This window comes from Paenibacillus polymyxa M1, assembly GCF_000237325.1.
GTDB lineage: Bacteria > Bacillota > Bacilli > Paenibacillales > Paenibacillaceae > Paenibacillus > Paenibacillus polymyxa_C.
Map to the genome: position 1 here is coordinate 4,926,263 of NC_017542.1, position 17,385 is coordinate 4,943,647.

General features: G+C 47.4%; 15 protein-coding genes. 3 read left to right on the forward strand and 12 right to left on the reverse strand.

Annotated elements, in window-relative coordinates:
• Positions 1–113 precede the first annotated feature (113 nt).
• Positions 114–845, forward strand: a complete 732-nt coding sequence (locus PPM_RS22315; RefSeq protein WP_013373094.1) for a ZIP family metal transporter — start codon at positions 114–116, stop codon at positions 843–845.
• A gap of 82 nt (positions 846–927) precedes the next feature.
• Here PPM_RS22315 and PPM_RS22320 read toward each other — a convergent pair whose 3' ends face one another.
• Together PPM_RS22320 and PPM_RS22325 are read right to left on the reverse strand one after the other, a co-directional pair.
• The gene (locus tag PPM_RS22320) at positions 928–1,389 is read right to left on the reverse strand and encodes a hypothetical protein (RefSeq protein WP_013373095.1); all 462 of its coding nucleotides are present in this window, start codon (positions 1,387–1,389) and stop codon (positions 928–930) included.
• Positions 1,390–1,399: 10 nt separating this feature from the next.
• Positions 1,400–1,954 (reverse strand): NAD(P)H-dependent oxidoreductase, encoded by a 555-nt coding sequence (locus tag PPM_RS22325; RefSeq protein WP_013373096.1) that lies wholly within the window; start codon positions 1,952–1,954, stop codon positions 1,400–1,402.
• Positions 1,955–2,088: 134 nt separating this feature from the next.
• On the opposite strand from PPM_RS22325, the gene PPM_RS22330 reads away from it, so the two are divergent.
• Together PPM_RS22330 and PPM_RS22335 are read left to right on the forward strand one after the other, a co-directional pair.
• A complete protein-coding gene (locus PPM_RS22330) occupies positions 2,089–2,724 on the forward strand; it encodes an HlyD family secretion protein (protein WP_013373097.1) in 636 nt (211 codons plus the stop codon).
• Between the two features lie 9 nt (positions 2,725–2,733).
• Positions 2,734–4,257 (forward strand): DHA2 family efflux MFS transporter permease subunit, encoded by a 1,524-nt coding sequence (locus PPM_RS22335; RefSeq protein ID WP_013373098.1) that lies wholly within the window; start codon positions 2,734–2,736, stop codon positions 4,255–4,257.
• A gap of 159 nt (positions 4,258–4,416) precedes the next feature.
• On the opposite strand, the gene PPM_RS22340 is transcribed toward PPM_RS22335, so the two are convergent.
• From PPM_RS22340 to PPM_RS22385, 10 genes are all read right to left on the reverse strand, one after another.
• Positions 4,417–6,399 (reverse strand): heavy metal translocating P-type ATPase, encoded by a 1,983-nt coding sequence (locus PPM_RS22340; RefSeq protein WP_043886144.1) that lies wholly within the window; start codon positions 6,397–6,399, stop codon positions 4,417–4,419.
• A 305-nt stretch (positions 6,400–6,704) separates the two neighbouring features.
• Positions 6,705–8,141, reverse strand: coding sequence for a hypothetical protein (locus tag PPM_RS22345; protein ID WP_013373100.1), 1,437 nt, complete (start codon positions 8,139–8,141; stop codon positions 6,705–6,707).
• A gap of 304 nt (positions 8,142–8,445) precedes the next feature.
• A complete protein-coding gene (locus PPM_RS22350; protein ID WP_013373101.1) occupies positions 8,446–10,869 on the reverse strand; it encodes a heavy metal translocating P-type ATPase in 2,424 nt (807 codons plus the stop codon).
• Positions 10,870–11,056: 187 nt separating this feature from the next.
• Positions 11,057–11,425, reverse strand: coding sequence for an ArsR/SmtB family transcription factor (locus tag PPM_RS22355; protein WP_007432172.1), 369 nt, complete (start codon positions 11,423–11,425; stop codon positions 11,057–11,059).
• A 101-nt stretch (positions 11,426–11,526) separates the two neighbouring features.
• The gene (locus PPM_RS22360) at positions 11,527–12,651 is read right to left on the reverse strand and encodes an NADH:flavin oxidoreductase (RefSeq protein ID WP_016324728.1); all 1,125 of its coding nucleotides are present in this window, start codon (positions 12,649–12,651) and stop codon (positions 11,527–11,529) included.
• A gap of 177 nt (positions 12,652–12,828) precedes the next feature.
• Entirely contained in the window at positions 12,829–13,164 is a 336-nt protein-coding gene (gene cyoD, locus PPM_RS22365; protein ID WP_013373103.1) for a cytochrome o ubiquinol oxidase subunit IV, read from the reverse strand.
• On the reverse strand, positions 13,165–13,773 hold the full coding sequence (gene cyoC, locus PPM_RS22370) for a cytochrome o ubiquinol oxidase subunit III (protein WP_013373104.1): 609 nt from the start codon (positions 13,771–13,773) through the stop codon (positions 13,165–13,167).
• A complete protein-coding gene (locus tag PPM_RS22375) occupies positions 13,773–15,749 on the reverse strand; it encodes a cbb3-type cytochrome c oxidase subunit I (protein WP_013373105.1) in 1,977 nt (658 codons plus the stop codon). The genes cyoC and PPM_RS22375 overlap by 1 nt, the downstream gene beginning before the upstream one ends.
• 25 nt (positions 15,750–15,774) lie before the next feature.
• A complete protein-coding gene (cyoA, locus tag PPM_RS22380) occupies positions 15,775–16,743 on the reverse strand; it encodes a ubiquinol oxidase subunit II (protein WP_013373106.1) in 969 nt (322 codons plus the stop codon).
• A 353-nt stretch (positions 16,744–17,096) separates the two neighbouring features.
• Positions 17,097–17,345: a hypothetical protein gene (locus PPM_RS22385; RefSeq protein ID WP_013373107.1), complete on the reverse strand. Its 249-nt coding sequence runs from the start codon at positions 17,343–17,345 to the stop codon at positions 17,097–17,099.
• Positions 17,346–17,385: the final 40 nt, after the last annotated feature.

Genomic DNA, 17,385 nt, shown 5'->3' on the forward strand with positions numbered 1-17,385 from the left:
AGACTGATTCTAAATCCTAATTTCATTATGCGGAAAGAGCTGTAAACAGTCAAATGAAGTTTTCATGAAGCGAAGTTTAAAGATAAATGAGGTATGGAGGGATTATCCCGATTATGAATGACGTTTTCGTAGGTAGCTTAATTTCTGCCCTGTCCACCGGACTCGGCGCCGTACCTATATTGTTTATGCGTAATATCACGCATCGGCTTCGCGATGTTCTGCTGGCTTATGCCGCAGGAATTATGACCTCTGCATCCGTGTATAACCTTATTCCAGAAGCGATCCAGCATTCCAATTGGTTCGTGCTGACTGCGGGAATTTTGCTTGGTTGCCTCGTATTACTGGTGATGGAAATGTATATCCCCCATGCCGATTTGGAGGACCCGGATTCCAAAACTTTTCAATTGGAGTCCAAATCTTTTCTCATTATTGCAGCTATTACGTTGCACAACTTGCCGGAAGGGCTCTCTGTTGGGGTCAGCTACGCGAGTGAGACTCAGAATCTAGGCAATCTCATTGCCTTCTCTATCGGTCTGCAAAATGCCCCTGAAGGCTTTATTGTAGCGTTATTCCTTGTGAATCAAAACATCGGTCGTTTCAAGGCATTGGGCATTGCTACCCTAACGGGGGCTGTGGAAATCATCACCAGTCTGATCGGCTTTTATTTAAGCAGCTGGGTGAACGGACTGGTGCCGTATGGCCTTGCTTTTGCCGCCGGGGCTATGATGTTTATTGTCTATAAGGAACTGATTCCCGAAAGTCACGGGGACGGTAACCAGCGGATCGCCACATTCTCTTTTATTCTTGGCTTGATTACGATGATCGGGCTAACCGAATGGCTATAGCCGCGCAGCACAAAAAGGCTGCTTTTCTGTCTGTAATTCAGACAGAAAAGCAGCCTTTTTGCCATGTTCAAATGATGGGACCTCATTTTTTTTGGTTCATGGAACGCAGTGCTTCACGGTACTGTTCGTCCTTACTTTTGGAAGTCCCTTTCTTCCCATTGGATCTTGGGGAACCTCCATCCTTTTCTCCGTCCTTTCCAGCAAAACCACGCAAAGCTGCACGATAATCCTGATCCCCGTAAGCACCTTCTATGTTCTTGCGATCTTTTTCCACCTTCATATCCGTTTGGATATCAGGCAACTTCTGATGCTCCTTGGCACGATGTTCTTCAACTTCGGAATCCTTAGGCGGCATCTCTCCGTTATGTTCCGTTAATTCATGCGCCTTGGGTTCCACTTGCACAGGATAAGGACGTTTACTTCTTTGCCGGGATTCCTCTTGGCTGGGGCGATTCTTGGCCGAGGACTTGCGCGTCATCTTTGTGTTAAATACCAGCAAAAAGATCAAGGCAACCACAGCTACTGCGATAAAAGCAATGGTCATCGGCGGCCTCCTATTCTCTTTCAGCGCTACGGTACCGTCCCGCCATCTCAGCAACCCTTTTGCCCAAAGAGCGACCTAACGCAAGATCATCGCCCGTTGGAAGGTTGGGCGGTCCATCGGGGTCTGTCTCCACCGGACATGTTACCCCTACACCGTAATAGGAGCCGTAGAGCGCATTTTCCGTGATGCTAGCGGGCAGGCCTACAATAATCATGCCTTGATGAAGCATAGGAGTAATCAAATTCAAAAGCGTTGATTCCAATCCACCATGAACGGTAGCAGTTGTGCAAAATACTGCACCGATTTTGTCCACCAGCTTGCCCTGCGCCCACAAATATCCGAGCTTGTCAATCCAGCTCTTCAGACCGCTGCTGATGGTACCAAAATGACCCGGGCACCCCCATATGATCGCATCCGCGCTTACTAGCTCATTCACATCGGCCTCATTCACATGCTTTAGCGCCACTTCTGTGTGATTCAGGCGTGCTCCTTCTGCGATTGAGCGAGCGAGACGTTCGGTATGTCCATTTTCACTGTCATATACAATCATGATTCTGGTCGTCATTATGCGCATCATCCTTTATCAGCAAGATCATCCTTTTGCATACGCTCTTAACCTTTCCTAGAATCCATCTGAATATTATGAATCGTTTGACGCATACTTTGAACATCCAAAAACACTAAGGAGGCATGCACAATATGAATTCGCGCGCCATATTAGTTAATCTGCTCGTAATCATCATTATTCTCGCAGGAGGTGGAGCCGCCGCCTATTACTACAATCAATCCGCCAACTACATAAAAACCGACAATGCACAAGTAAGCGGACAAGCAGTTACTGTTGCCTCTCCAAGCGGAGGAAAGCTCACGGGCTGGAACGCTGAAGTTGGTAAAACGTACACCGCCGGCAGCTCGCTTGGTAGTGTAGAGGGAGGCGGAAGCCGGATCAGCGTTACGATCCCGACTGACGGTACCATCGTACAGCAAACTGCAGTCAACAACTCAGTTGTCGGGGCGGGCACACCTTTAGCGAAAGCATTTGATCTGAACAATCTTTGGATTACTGCCAATATAGACGAAACGGCTGTGCAGGATCTCCAAGTAGGCCAGACCGTAGATGTGTATATTGATGCTTACCCAGATACATCCCTGACCGGTAAACTCGAAAAGATCGGTCTGGCAACCGCATCCACCTTTTCACTGCTGCCCACCTCCAATACCACTGCCAACTATACCAAGGTGACGCAGGTCGTGCCTGTCAACATTTCCATTCAAGGTTACAAGGGCCTAGGGATTATCCCGGGAATGAGTGCAACGATCAGAGTTCACAAGTAGGAGGCTGTCATGGATCAAAAAATGTCCGTCGGACGCATTCTGTCCGTGCTACTGCTAGGCGCCTTCATTTCGATTTTGAATCAAACGCTGCTTAACGTGGCTATTCCACACTTGATGAATGACTTCAATGTATCTGCCACAACCGTTCAATGGTTATCCACCGGATATATGCTGACAAACGGAATTTTGATTCCTATCACTGCTTTTCTGATTGAGTCATTCGGAACACGTGCACTGTTCATCTCCGCGATGGGGTTATTTACTGCCGGGTCTGTCGTCTGTGCTGCCAGTACCGGCTTTGCGCCTATGCTGGTTGGACGCGTGATCCAGGCCAGCGGAGCAGGCATCATCATGCCTGTGGTCATGAACGTGTTCCTGACTGTGTTTCCTCCAGAAAAACGGGGCGCTGCCATGGGTACTATGGGAATCGCCATGATGTTTGCCCCGGCGATTGGACCGACTTTATCCGGCTATATTGTGGAGCATTACAGCTGGCGGCTGCTATTTTTACTCGTTATTCCGCTGGCGGTCATTGATATTCTGTTTGCCATACGCTGGCTCAAAAATGTATCCAAGCTAACGAAACCGAACTTTGACCTGTTGGGAACCATCTTCTCCACCCTTGGGTTTGGCTTCCTGTTGTATGGCTTTAGTTCGGCTGGAGACAAAGGCTGGAGTAGCAATACGGTAATCCTTACACTCGCTGCCGGGGTTGTGTTTATTGTATTGTTTATCGTGCGCGAGCTAAATATGATACAGCCGATGCTGGAGTTCCGTGTGTTTAAATATAATATTTTTACTGTATCAACCTTAGTTGGGGCTACCGTCAACATGACGATGTTCGGCGGGATGCTACTGCTGCCAATCTATTTACAAAATATACGCGGCTTTACACCGCTGCAATCCGGTCTGCTGCTGTTGCCGGGTGCACTGCTGATGGGTGTGATGTCACCGATATCAGGGGCAGTATTTGACCGTATAGGCGCAAGGCCGTTGGCGATCATTGGACTGATCATTACAGCAGTCACAACCTGGGAATTCAGTCTGCTGACCGATGCCACCACCTACGGACATATTATGATCATCTATACGATTCGCAGCTTCGGAATGTCATTGCTGATGATGTCCGTCCAGACCGAAGGGCTAAACCAGCTACCTGCCCATCTCGGCAGCCATGGTACTGCCATGTCCAATACAGTACGGCAAATCGCTGGATCTATCGGTACCGCTTGGCTTATTACGGTAATGAGTAGCCGGACTACAGTTCATATGGCAGATTATGCGAATGTCGCTACCACAGCGAATGCTTCTGTAACGGAAGGCGTATCGCAACTGGGACAAACCCTTGCACAATCGGCGGGTATTTCTGCGGAAAGCGGCTCTGCACTCGCGCTACAACAGGTATACCGAAGCGCTGTTACAGAATCGACGATCCATGGCATTAATGATGCCTTCATCATTGCAACCGGGATTGCGCTGGCGGGATTATTGTTTTCCCTGTTCTTGCGGCGATCTACACCGCGTCATAGATAGGTGTACAGCAGTCGCAAATTAAAGATATGAGATGAACCTGCTTTGCATACAAAATAGACTGATACTGCCAAAGAAGGAGCATTCATCCCCCTTGGATGTAAGAGGGTTGAATGCTCCTTCTTGTTTGTAATCTTGTGATTTGTGAATTGGATTATGGTCTTATGAGCGCAATAGACGCAGGCCGTTCAAAATGACAAGGAGTGTGCTGCCTTCATGTCCAATGACCCCAAAAGGCAGGGCTATATCTTGCACAAAGTTACTGATCACCAGCAGCACAATGACACTTACCGCGAAGATCATATTTTGTTTGACCACTCGCTGCGCCTTGCGCGCCAGTGCTATCGTCGGAGCAATCTCCTCGATTCCGTCGTTCATTAGCACCACATCTGCAACCTCCAGTGCTGCTCCACTGCCGTGCATTCCCATGCCCAGCCCTACAGTAGCTGCAGTCAAAGCCGGAGCATCATTCACACCGTCGCCGACCATAACGACATGCCCGTATTGCTCTCGCAGCATGCGAATATGACTGACTTTGTCCTCCGGCATTAAGCCAGCATATACGGCGTCGACTCCAGCCTGCGCCGCGATCACGGCAGCCGTTTCCGGTCGGTCTCCAGTCAGCATGACGACCCGGATACCCTGTGCTTGCAGACGTTTCACGGACTCTTGTGCCTGTGGACGCAGCTCGTCACGCAGCGCCAGCATCCCGGCAATCCGATCATCCGCAAGAATGATGGATACAGTTTTGCCCTCGGCTTCCAGTCGGGCTCGACTCTCCACCCACTCTGGCCCAGCCAGAAGACCAGGTTCATCCAGTACATTCGTGCGACCGATTTTCCATTTCACCCCACCTATGATGCCTTCCATTCCCCACCCGGTAAGAGCCTGCACTTGCTCCGCTGTAAGAAGCTCTCTCTGTCCCAATTCAGCTTCGGCTTTGGCTACAATCGCTCGTGCCAGCGGATGTAAGGAATAGCTTTCGATTGTCGCGACAATATGCAATAGCTCATCAGCATCGTAATCTGGGGCGGTAATCCAGTCCGTGACCACGGGTGAGCCCTTCGTTAACGTGCCCGTTTTGTCAAAAGCAACGACAGATGTCAATGCCATATTCTCCACATGCGCGCCACCTTTGAACAGAATGCCCCGCCGGGCACGGTTGGAAATGGCCGATAGCATCACTGGCATAATGGATGACACGAGCGCACAAGGTGAGGCCACGACAAGGAACACCATCGCCTTGTAAAACGCCGCTGCCCATGTCCAGCCCAATACAATGGGCGCACCTACAATGACGATCAACGTGACGGCAACAACAATTCGGGCGTATACCGATTCGAATGTTTTAATAAATCGCTGGGAATCGGGAACTTCGGTCCGTGCCTCTTCTACCATACGAATAATTTTTGAAAATAAAGTATCTTCCGAGGACTGGCTGACCTCCACATATAGCACGCCTTCTCCATTGATGGTGCCTGCATATACTTCGTCACCTGCCATCTTGTTTACCGGAACAGATTCCCCGGTAATGGATGCCTGATTCACTGCCGACACACCTTTGGAGACTCGACCGTCCGCCGGAATTAGTTCGCCCGGCTTAACCAGCAGCAGGTCGCCTGGCAACAGCTGCTCAATGCCAACCGTTTCTGTTCCCTCGTGAGACAAGCGCAAAGCTGTTTCCGGCTTCAACGCCATGAGCTCGGAAATATCCTTACTACTACGCTCCGTGGTATAGCTCTCCAGCGCACCGCTGAGTGCAAAAATAAAAATCAGCATGGCTCCTTCATTCCAGTAGCCAATGGCCGCAGCTCCTAAAGACGCAGCGATCATGAGTAAATTAACATCCAGATCATGTTCTCGGATCAGGGTTTCAATCCCTTCTCTGGCTTTGGACCAGCCTCCAAGGGCATAAGACACCACATAGAGAATGACGGATAGCCATTGCCACCAATGTGAGACCCCCCATGCCATCAGCATTAGCATTCCACTGCCTAGAGCAGCCTGCATCTCCTTATTTTTCAGCATGCTTTTGAGCTGAAATTGCGGCTTGCGATTTGGACCGGGGCGTCCGCTGCCACTGTTTTTGGTAAGTGCTCGGTTAGAGGGAGACAATGTATCTTGTAGTCGTTGAACTGCTTGCATCATATCACGTTCCTTTCCATTTTTTGTTCCTTGTACTTGCATTTCATTGAGAATGATATCCATTGTTAAGTGCCCTAAAATAGCACATGCTGCTTCGGGAAGCCCGAAGCAGCATGTTTGGCAATGAGAATGATAATCATTTTTGCATCTATACAATTATTTTGGCTTAGAGAAACTTTTGTTTTATTATATACCCTTTCTTTTCCGCTTGTAAACTGCTAATAGCCTAAATAAAAAAGATACCCGCGTAAACAACGCAGGTATCCTCAATATTTCAAAGCGTTCTATCACATAAATTCTTCAGGCTAAAGTGGAAACTTCCACGCATGGGTGTGTGCAGTTTCTGAAGTGTGTTGCCGATTGGCTTGCTGTTGCAGCCTCCAACGCGCAGCCGCAAGACGTACAGTAGGAACTGCTGGGTCTGAGCAAATGACCCCCGTTAGCTCGTTCTCCCAGATCCAATTCCCATCTAGGAAATGGTGAATTTTATCTATCGCCACCCATATAGGAACCTCAGGCTTTACACGCCGAACAGCTTCCATTATGCGTTTTATCGTATCATTAGCATTCTCATGCCCATCAGCAACAGATGGAATCAACGGATCTCCAGCTCTGATACCAGCAGATGGAGCTGGTAAAACTTCTAAAATGACCGTATCGGCAAAGCGTGCCAAATCTGCGGCTTGAGCCGCCTGCTTGGTCTGTCGTGCGCTCACTTCGGACATGTTATCGGCGGTGTCCGACTTCTCCGACTGTGCGGATTGCTCATCCCCTATTTGACCTGCATTAGGCACCAAACTTGTATCAACCGTCAAAAGTACACCTACCCGATATGGAACGCACCGCAGGCGGCCACATAACGTTTGCTCGGCAACGCCGTCAATCCAGTCTCGGATGGTCTGGAACTGGTTTACGTCAGTAGGATTGCGCACCATAATCTCCAGCCTTGGCTCTCCCCCCTGTCGCATGCTCCGCAACGCTGCACGCAGTAGGGCCTCTAACTGCATATCTTGCAGGCTTCCGATGCCCACTGCATTGTTCTGCTCAGTTAAAGCTATAGTGAGTGGCAATCCGTCCAGCAACTCAAACAAGCCTTCGTACTCTGTTTCCAGCAGGCCAATGATTCGTCGGGACAGGTGCTCACACAATCCAATCAAACCAGATGCTTTATTAAATGTTGTGTACGTCTCGGATGCACGGGAACCGGGGACAAGGATGGGATCGGGCTCCCCGGCAAGGGCATGAATCTTTTGTCCAGACTCTGCCGCGTCCAAATAGGCATAGCATAATTCCCTCACGCGGCCGGATGCCAGTGACAATGGACCATGCAGAAGACTATAACCGTCAAGATCGCGTATTCCTGTACTTTTACGACTCATACTTGCAGGAGCATCAGCATAAAGCCGTATGGAGGTGTCGCTGTATTCATCGCTCCATTTTAGTAGTGTGTCCATGGCTTGCTCTGTATCATTGCCGTTATTCAGCATCGATTCACCAAGTAATTCCGGGTTTGCAGCCAGCAATGCCTCCGCTCGACTGATTGCACCCTGCTCAGCTAAACCAACCAGCCAGCCCAATGGATCTTCCTCCTGTGCAGCAGATACTTGATGGCTTCCTGCTCTTAGCGTCTCCATAGCCAATCTCCGTGCAGCAGACTCCATACCTGGCTCTGGAACGTTGCAATCCCTGCTGTTTATGCCACCCAACAGCTCTGCGAATACATGCATCAGTTTAGCCTCCATGCTATTAATCCATCCTTTCTTTCGTCAGCAAGTTGGCACACACGAATTCGAGTACCCCTCCAAATAAAGAAAACGCTTACTCATTACTGAGCAACCGAATGTTACGTGGGCCTTACTTATTAAGTCCCTACCTTAAACGTATTAGCCCCTCCCCACATTTATACATCTCTGCACAACTACTATATATGAGAAAAATAGATCTATACTGCGGAAAGCACATGTCTGCACAAAAAAGGCAGCTATAAAGAAACACCCCCTGTTTTCATAGGATGCCTACATCCAATGTTAACGGGGGGTTCCCTTTTTATTCGTCAGTACCAACCTTCAGCACACGCATCACATTTAATACAGCTAGCAGTGTTACACCAACATCGGAAAATACAGCCTCCCACATGGTAGCAATACCAAACGCGCCCAATGAGAGAAATACTACTTTGACACCTAGCGCAAATATAATGTTTTGCCATACGATACGGCGTGTGCGTTGAGCAATATGAATCGCCGTCACCAGCCTTGAAGGCTCGTCGTTCATGATTACGATATCTGCTGCTTCAATTGCAGCGTCTGAGCCCAAACCACCCATCGCTACACCAACATCTGCCAAAGCAAGTACAGGTGTATCATTAATTCCATCGCCTACAAACAAGATTTTATCGCTCGTTTTTTTACTTGCAGACAACTGCTCAATGGCTTCGGCTTTATGCTGAGGCAACAGTTCTGCCCGTACTTCATCCAGGCCTAACTGACGTCCTACAGCTTCGGCAACTGTCCGATTGTCACCTGTTAGCATGATGGTTTTTACCACCCCCAGCTTTTTCAGCGAAGCAATCGTCTTGGCCGCGTCCTCCTTAACCTCATCCGATATTAGAATGCACCCGGCATACGTTCCGTCTACAGCCACATGTACGACCGTTCCTACATCCAATGGTCCTGCTTGCTGCGCCACATTAAAAGCAATATGCTCCCGCTCCATCAGCTTAGCGTTTCCGGCTAATACCAAGCGCCCATCGATCTGAGCCCGAATCCCGTGACCGGATATTTCGCTATATTGCTGCACTCGCTCCGTTTGAAGTTCATTGCCATAAGCTTCACGCAGAGAAGCTGCGATAGGATGCGTGGAGTGCATCTCGGCCAATGCAGCAGTCTCCAGCAGACTTTCCTTCGTAAAAGCTTCGGCAGGATAAATCCCTGTCACGTGGAAAACACCTTTGGTGAGCGTACCTGTTTTATCAAAAACAGCATATTTCACATGATTCAGGGCTTCAAGATAATTACCGCCCTTGATCAGCACACCTGAACGGGAGGCTGCCCCGATTCCGCCAAAGAAGCCCAGTGGAATGGACACCACCAGCGCACACGGACAAGAAATAACGAGGAAAACAAGCGCACGATATATCCAATCTGCAAACTGTGCACCTGGCACAACAAGCGGAGGAACAACCGCCAGCAACAACGCTACAATAACCACTACAGGAGTATAATATCTGGAAAATTTCGTGATAAACTTTTCAGTCGGCGCTTTTTTGGCACTCGCATTTTGCACCAGTTCCAAAATTTTAGAGACCGCAGATTCACCAAATTCTTTGCTGACCTCTACCGTCAGAAGTCCGTTCGTATTCACAAATCCACTCATCACGCTGCTTCCCGGCTCAACGGTACGAGGCACAGATTCACCGGTCAACGCCGAGGTATCGACATGCGACTTGCCTTCTACAACCTTACCGTCCAGCGGGATCTTCTCACCCGGCTTGATCACTATCAAATCTCCAATACGGACCTCTTCTGGGGACACCCTTCGTACGGACTCAGCCGTCTTCAGGTTGGCATAGTCTGGTCTAATATCCATCAGATCGCTGATGGACTTACGTGAACGGTTAACTGCAATGCCTTGGAATAGTTCTCCGATTTGATAAAAGAACATGACAGCTACGCCTTCGGGGTATTCCCCAATAGCAAATGCGCCCACAGTAGCCAGCGTCATCAAGAAATACTCATCAAAGGCCATTCCACGCACCAAGCTGCGTGCAGCCTGCAAGACAACATCACCGCCAACGATGATATATGCCACTAAAAATAGAGCCAGCTTGCCCACACCTTCGACAGGTAACCACCAGGCAACAGCCGCAATAACCGCTCCTATGGACAGACGTGCAATCATGCGGCGCATACCGTCCGTACCATGATCATGCGTATGCCCGGCATGACTATCATCATCATACGAATGTGAATGAGCATGGGTAGCTTCACCATGATCGCGCACTGCATGGTGATTGTGGTGCATGTGTGCATGATTACCGTGGTCGTGCCCATCGTGTGCGCCATGTGCTTCATGGCTATGACCACCATGACTGTGAGCAGCATGCTTTCCATCATTGTGATTATGTCCTTCACCCTCATGCTCATGACCGCATGCGCAATCCTCTGTGCAGCTTGCCTCTACTGCACCAACGCCACTTCGACTGTCTTCGCGCAAGCGTCCACCCGCACTTTTGGCAACCATCCTAACATGAGGCTCAAGTCTGTGGACCTTCCGTTCCGTTTGGCGAAAAACCTCTTCTTTTTGATCCGAAGTTGTGGTCATCGTCAACGTTTTTGTTACAAAATTGACCGAGCAATCGAGGACCCCTTCTATTTTACTGACTCCATTTTCAATCTTTAGAGCACAGTTGGCGCAATCTAGACCTTCCAAAACCCATTCATGCCGTTCATTTCTTTTTAGAGCATCCATAATAATTGGCCTCCAATTAGCTATATATGAGCAACTGTTCATATATTATTTGTTAAGGTCATTATATTCAGGTTTAGGGGCAAAAGTCAATGATCATAGCCCTTTTTAACGAAAAAAAATCGACTTCAATGGACAAACACCAAAAGAGCGCCAATTGCTTGGCGCCCTGCTGTTGGTTTGTCAAAAATCATTGATGTGATATGTGCTGATGGGTTTGCAAAAAAATCTGCTCCACATGATTATCATCCAGTGAATAAAACACTGTCTTGCCTTCCTTGCGTCGTTTGACAATACGCAGGTTGCGCAAATAACGAAGCTGGTGGGATACTGCAGATTGGCCCATGTTCAACACCTGTGTTAAATCATGAACACACAGTTCCTTTTGAGCCAGGGCATAAATCAGCTTGATCCGTGTCGGGTCACCTAGCGCTTTAAACAGCTCCGACATTTTGTATGCGATGGAATCCTCAACTAGGGAAGATTTTATACGCTCAATTTCCTGATCTGAACCGTGACAAGCCGGCTCACAATCCAAAGCTTCCGTTTCAGAATTCATCCTTTTCACCCCGTGTATTTCGACTTGATGCTCCTATTATAGCAAATTCGTAGAATTTACGAATAGCTTATATTACAGCTTGCCCTGTAACCGAAATTTTCCTAATTCAACGTTTTTAATACTTCATCATTGTAAGGAATTATTTCTTTTATCTGTTGATCACGTAATTTTACTGCAAATGCCGGATCAACCAGCAATGCACGTCCAACTGCAACCAGATCAACTTCCTCTCGTTCTACTAGCTCCACGAGTTGTTCTAATCTGGCCTCTACACTACTCGATTGATCAGTCTGACGATCATTGTTTTTTTCCAAATCACTCAAAAAGGCCTTCTCCAAACCAATTGACCCCACCGTAATCACTGGCTTGCCTGTTATCTTTTTGGTCCATGCTGCCAGGTTTAGATCTGACCCTTCGAATTCTGGCTCCCAGAAACGGCGGCTTGAGCAATGGAATACATCCACCCCGGCTTGTACCAATGGGGCAAGAAACTGTTCAAGTTCCTGCGGTGTCTGTGCCAGCTTTTCTCCATAATGGTACATCTTCCACTGGGAGAATCGCAGTACAATTGGAAAATCCGGGCCTACTGCACGGCGACAAGCCTCAATGACCTCGACCGCAAACCGGGTGCGCTGAACCAAATCGCCTCCATATTGATCGGTACGCTTATTGGTTTTGTCCCAGAAAAATTGATCTATTAAATAGCCATGTGCTCCATGAAGCTCAATGCCGTCAAACCCCACCCGCTTGGCATCGGCAGCGGCCTGAGCAAAGGCTGCAATGATATCCGTAATTTCCACCTCCGTCAATGGCTCAACTACCTTTTCACCTGCGGGAGAAATACCTGAAGGACCGACAGGCAATGCCTCGGGATTCGGTTGGTTATCCGCACCTATTTTCCGGGCTGTACCCACATGCCAGAGCTGCGGTATAATTTTGCCGCCGGCCGCATGAACCTCCTCTACTACCTTAGCCCATCCTTTCAATCCCTCACCATAAAAGTTAGGGATGCCTGTGTGCTCCACAGCGGCGGGATGATTGATAGCTGTTCCCTCTGTAATAATCAATCCAACAGCATTTTCTGCACGGCGACGATAATACGCGGCAACCTCAGGTCCTGGAATACCTTGGGGAGAAAAATTTCGTGTCATGGGAGCCATAACCATCCGATTGGGAAGCGATAAGTTACCTATCTTAAAAGGTTTAAACAATATTTCGGTGTTCATGACGTTTTCCTCACTCTCCATTAGTATTATCTTTTTCACTCTTCTGTTATACAATTCCATTTTACACGCGTGCAAACTTGAGTTCAAGAAGCCACAGTTTAAATTCTAGCAGGTCCTTTATAAAAAAAGAGGAAGCGGCATAGAGCCGCTTCCTCTTATCTAAAATAGTGTGACTTATTAGTGTGCTACCATGTTGTATTCCATAATCCATACAGAACCGCCAACGACAGTCAACAGGATCACAACACCAAAGATCAAAGTCATAACATTCCAACGTGGTCCATTGCTTTCACGGATGTGCATGAAGAAGAAAAGCTGAACCAGAAATTGCAGCACTGCCGCGGCTAAAATAACAACCATGGTCGAAGTGCGGCTCAACATATGATTCATAACCACGAAGAGAGGAATGATGGTCAGTACGATGGACAGAATAAACCCGATAACATAGGATTTCACTGAACCGTGAGAATCATCATGACCATGCGAACCCGCTCCTGATTGATGCTGTGCCATCTACATCACCCCCATCAAATAGACAACTGTCAGCAAGAAGATCCAGACAGCGTCCAAAAAGTGCCAGTACAAGCTCAATGCCGAAACTTTGCCCTTCGTCTCTGGAGTAAGCCCGCGTTTTTTCAACTGGAACATAAGTCCAATCATCCAAACCAGACCTAACGAAACGTGAAGTCCGTGTGTTCCGACCAATGTGAAGAATGCCGACAAGAACGCACTGGTTCCAAAGTTGGCACCTTCATGTACCATCTCAACAAACTCGTAAACTTCAAAACCGATAAAACCAAGACCCAGGATCGCTGTCACGATTAACCAGCTGATTAATCCCTTCATGCTTCCTTTGTTCATAGCCAACACAGCCAGACCACTTGTGAAGCTGCTTGTGAGCAAGAGGAACGTTTCAATAATAACGCCCGTCATGTTAAACAGCTCTGCGCCACCTGGTCCTCCGGCTGTGTTGTTCCGAAGGACAACGAAGGTTGCGAACAAGGTACTGAACAGGATTACGTCCGTTACGAGGAAGATCCAAAAACCAAGCATCTTCAATTCTTGCGGATCGTGATGCCCGTGGTCATGATCATGGCTGTGATGTGCTGCAGCTTGTGCCATTATACAGACCCCCTTATTGCCGCTTCCGTGCGTTTTACTTCATCCGCAGGGATATAGTAGTCGCCATCATAGGAGAAGAACGAACGGCAAATCATACAAATTGCCACGCCGATCAGCCCTGGAATATAGAAGAACGACCATCCAAATACGAACCCGAAACCTGCAATGAAAAAGAATACCGACATAATGAATGGAATCGCCGAGTTTTTCGGCATATGAATCGCTTCAATTGGCGGTTGCTTTCTGAAAATACCTTTTGCACGTTTATCTTTTTCTGCCCACCAGTCATCGCGTTCTTCTACTTGCGGAATGGTAGCAAAATTGTATTCCGGTGCAGGTGAAGGAATGGACCATTCCAACGTGTGACCGCCCCAAGGGTCGCCAGTTGTATCCTTCAGCTTGCGGTAATTTTTGATACCCAGAAGAATTTGAAGAACCTGGAACAAGAAACCAATCCCCATCAGGAATGCCCCAACGGTTGACACCATGTTAAGCGGCTGCCAGCCAGTATCCCAGCCGTAAGTGCTCAGACGACGTGTCATACCCATCAGACCGAGGGAATATTGCGGAATGAAACATACATAGAAACCGATATTCCAGAACCAGAAAGCCCATTTACCAGGCGTTTCAGGCAATGTGAAACCGAACATCTTAGGCCACCAGTAGTACAGACCTGCCAAGTAACCGAACACTACCCCACCAATCAGAGCGGAGTGAAAGTGAGCGATCAGGAAGTAACTGTTATGGAACTGGAAGTCCGCAGGCGCTACAGACAACATGACGCCCGTCAAACCTGCAATCAGGAAGTTCGGAATAAATGCAATAGACCACATCATCGGAGTTTTAAATTCGAGTTTACCCCGGTACATCGTGAACAGCCAGTTAAATACTTTAACCCCTGTCGGTATTGCGATAACCATCGTCGAGATCGCAAAGAATGCATTAACATCTGCGCCTGATCCCATCGTGAAGAAGTGATGCGCCCACGTGAAGAAGGACAGGATCGCAATAATGAACATTGCGTAAACCATGGATTTGTAACCAAACAATTTCTTTTTGGAGAATACGCTGATAACCTCGGAATAAATACCGAAGGCTGGCAATACTACGATGTATACCTCAGGGTGACCCCACATCCAGATCAAGTTGATATACATCATCGGGTTACCGCCGAAATCAAGGGTAAAGAAGTGCCCTCCTCCGAAGCGGTCAAGGAATAGCAATGCTAAAGTAACCGTCAGAATCGGGAACGCGAAAATGATAATAACACATGATGAAAATACGGACCACGTAAAGACAGGCATTTTCATCCAAGTCATACCAGGTGCGCGCATTTTAATAATGGTAACAATAAAGTTGATCCCTGTAGCCAATGAACCTATACCAGAAATCTGAATACCCCAGATATAGAAGTTCTGACCGACGCCAGGACTAAATTGCAGTTCTGAGAGCGGTGGATAACTCAACCAGCCTGCATCTGGCGAACCGCCGATAACGAAGGACAAGTTGAACAACATCGCACCCATAAAGAAAAGCCAGAAGCTCAATGCGTTCAGGAAAGGAAACGCAACGTCGCGCGCACCAATTTGAAGGGGTACGGCGATGTTAAACAAACCAAACATCAACGGCATTGCCATAAACAAGATCATGATTGTGCCGTGAGTTGTGAAAATCTGGTTGTAATGCTCAGGATGTAGGAGTGTCACATCCGGTGTAGCAAGTTGAATACGCATCAATAATGCATCCACGCCTCCGCGGAATAACATCAAGATGGCCGCAAGAATATACATAATACCGACTTTTTTATGGTCAACCGTAGTCAACCAGTTTTTCCAAAGCCAGCCCCATTTTTTGAAATAAGTGAGCACAAACACGATCCCGATCGTTGCTAATGCGATGGAAACGTCCGCTCCATAGATCATCGGGTCTCCAGTAACGAAGAAAGTGGATGCAAACTCTTTTATTTTGTCAAGCATTGGGGGCCTCCTTCCCTATAATCATTTAATTGTGTCCGCTCATGTCCATTCCAGCATGATCTTCTGTGCCGGATTTGGATGAATCTTCTGTGGATGTAGCTCCGCCATGTCCAGCATGGGGGTTAGGAGCGCCTTCCACTACATACTTGTTAACAATCTCTTTGAACAAGCCGTCTGGAATCGAAGAATATTCATCAGGCTGGGACAAACCTGGTTTTGCAAGCGCCAAATAGCCGTCTTTCGTCAGCGGCTTAGACTGCTTCTTGATGTCAGCGACCCAGTTTTTATACTCTTCATCCGACTGGACTTCTACATCAAAACGCATTTGTCCAAAATGCTCACCGCTAAAGTTTGCACCCGAGCCAAAGTAAGTTCCTTCGTGATCGGCCTGCAAATGCAGTTTCATGGCCATGCCTGACATGGTGTAGATTTGACCGCCCAATTGCGGAATCCAGAACGAGTTCATCGGGGCGTCAGCAGTCAGTTCAAAACGGACTGGAACACCTTTAGGAATGTGAACTTGGTTCACTGTAGCTATACCTTCCTCTGGGTACATGAAGAGCCATTTCCAGTCCAGTGAAGTTACTTGAATCGTTACTGGCTTTTGCTCACTTGCCAACGGCTTGGAAGGCTCCAGCAAGTAGGTATATCTCGCAGTGATAACCGCAATAATACAGATAACGATAATTGGAATAGCCCACCATGTGGTTTCCAGCTTTTTGCTGTCATCCCAGTGAGGTTGATACTTCACCTTGTTTGTTGGGGTATCGCGATACCGCCAAACGATGAAGAAGGTCAAAATCATAACCGGTACAATTATAAGCGCAGACAATGCAGTTGTAAGAATGATCAGCTCTTTTTGTGCTTGCCCAATTGGTCCTTTCGGATCGAAAACAACGTATTTTCCGCCAGCATAAAAACACGTCCAGATGAGCAATGCTACCGTGAGCACGGTCAAAACCAACGCAATAATCGCTTTTGGTTTTTTGTTCATGTTGTTCCCCTCTCCTTAAAATAGTAAATTACTCAAAACTTAACGAACTCCTGTAATCTTGCCCTTATATAAGATAGCAGAAAAGCGGCCACTTTTTTTATTGTTAACAGAATTGTCGATTATTTGTCCGATTTTTGTGAAAAACCTCTCTAAAAATAAAATTTCTCTTGCAAATTCAAAATTTCTTTTTAATTCAAAAATGACATATAAAAACGTTAATTATGCATCTTGAAGTATCTTAAAAAAGCTATACTAAAGCAAAAATCGGGACTCCTTACAGTTATCATGCTACACTGCTCGAAGCCCCGCGCTGTTGTTTTCATTATCAGTTTTACATCATTTTTTCAATTGTATTAACGATGCCCGTTCTCTTGGTCTTCCTTCTTACGGGCAATGACAAATGATTTCCCGATTAGAAAAATGAAAATTCCGGCAGCAAAGGCGCCAATGCCTGTCATTAAATAGATATTACGATCGGTTAAATTCCCTATATCAAGCAAAATAAGAATAATACCTACAATGCAAGCGATCAAAGAAATAACAGATACCGTGCGGCTCATTTGGTTATCACTTGATCCTGATTTTCTAAAATTCGAAGCCATACCCTCCACTCCCTCTAGTTTAAAATAGTTTAAAAAGTGC

What these genes read in the sequence shown, in the direction of transcription:
- PPM_RS22330 (WP_013373097.1), top strand. Translation starts at nt 2,089, where the DNA reads ATGAATTCGCGCGCCATATTAGTTAATCTGCTCGTAATCATCATTATT.
- PPM_RS22325 (WP_013373096.1), bottom strand. Translation starts at nt 1,954, where the DNA reads ATGACGACCAGAATCATGATTGTATATGACAGTGAAAATGGACATACC.
- cyoD (WP_013373103.1), bottom strand. Translation starts at nt 13,164, where the DNA reads ATGGCACAGCATCAATCAGGAGCGGGTTCGCATGGTCATGATGATTCT.
- PPM_RS22355 (WP_007432172.1), bottom strand. Translation starts at nt 11,425, where the DNA reads ATGAATTCTGAAACGGAAGCTTTGGATTGTGAGCCGGCTTGTCACGGT.
- PPM_RS22375 (WP_013373105.1), bottom strand. Translation starts at nt 15,749, where the DNA reads ATGCTTGACAAAATAAAAGAGTTTGCATCCACTTTCTTCGTTACTGGA.
- PPM_RS22320 (WP_013373095.1), bottom strand. Translation starts at nt 1,389, where the DNA reads ATGACCATTGCTTTTATCGCAGTAGCTGTGGTTGCCTTGATCTTTTTG.
- cyoC (WP_013373104.1), bottom strand. Translation starts at nt 13,773, where the DNA reads ATGGCACAAGCTGCAGCACATCACAGCCATGATCATGACCACGGGCAT.
- PPM_RS22350 (WP_013373101.1), bottom strand. Translation starts at nt 10,869, where the DNA reads ATGGATGCTCTAAAAAGAAATGAACGGCATGAATGGGTTTTGGAAGGT.
- PPM_RS22335 (WP_013373098.1), top strand. Translation starts at nt 2,734, where the DNA reads ATGGATCAAAAAATGTCCGTCGGACGCATTCTGTCCGTGCTACTGCTA.
- PPM_RS22385 (WP_013373107.1), bottom strand. Translation starts at nt 17,345, where the DNA reads ATGGCTTCGAATTTTAGAAAATCAGGATCAAGTGATAACCAAATGAGC.
- PPM_RS22360 (WP_016324728.1), bottom strand. Translation starts at nt 12,651, where the DNA reads ATGAACACCGAAATATTGTTTAAACCTTTTAAGATAGGTAACTTATCG.
- cyoA (WP_013373106.1), bottom strand. Translation starts at nt 16,743, where the DNA reads ATGAACAAAAAACCAAAAGCGATTATTGCGTTGGTTTTGACCGTGCTC.
- PPM_RS22315 (WP_013373094.1), top strand. Translation starts at nt 114, where the DNA reads ATGAATGACGTTTTCGTAGGTAGCTTAATTTCTGCCCTGTCCACCGGA.
- PPM_RS22345 (WP_013373100.1), bottom strand. Translation starts at nt 8,141, where the DNA reads ATGGAGGCTAAACTGATGCATGTATTCGCAGAGCTGTTGGGTGGCATA.
- PPM_RS22340 (WP_043886144.1), bottom strand. Translation starts at nt 6,399, where the DNA reads ATGCAAGCAGTTCAACGACTACAAGATACATTGTCTCCCTCTAACCGA.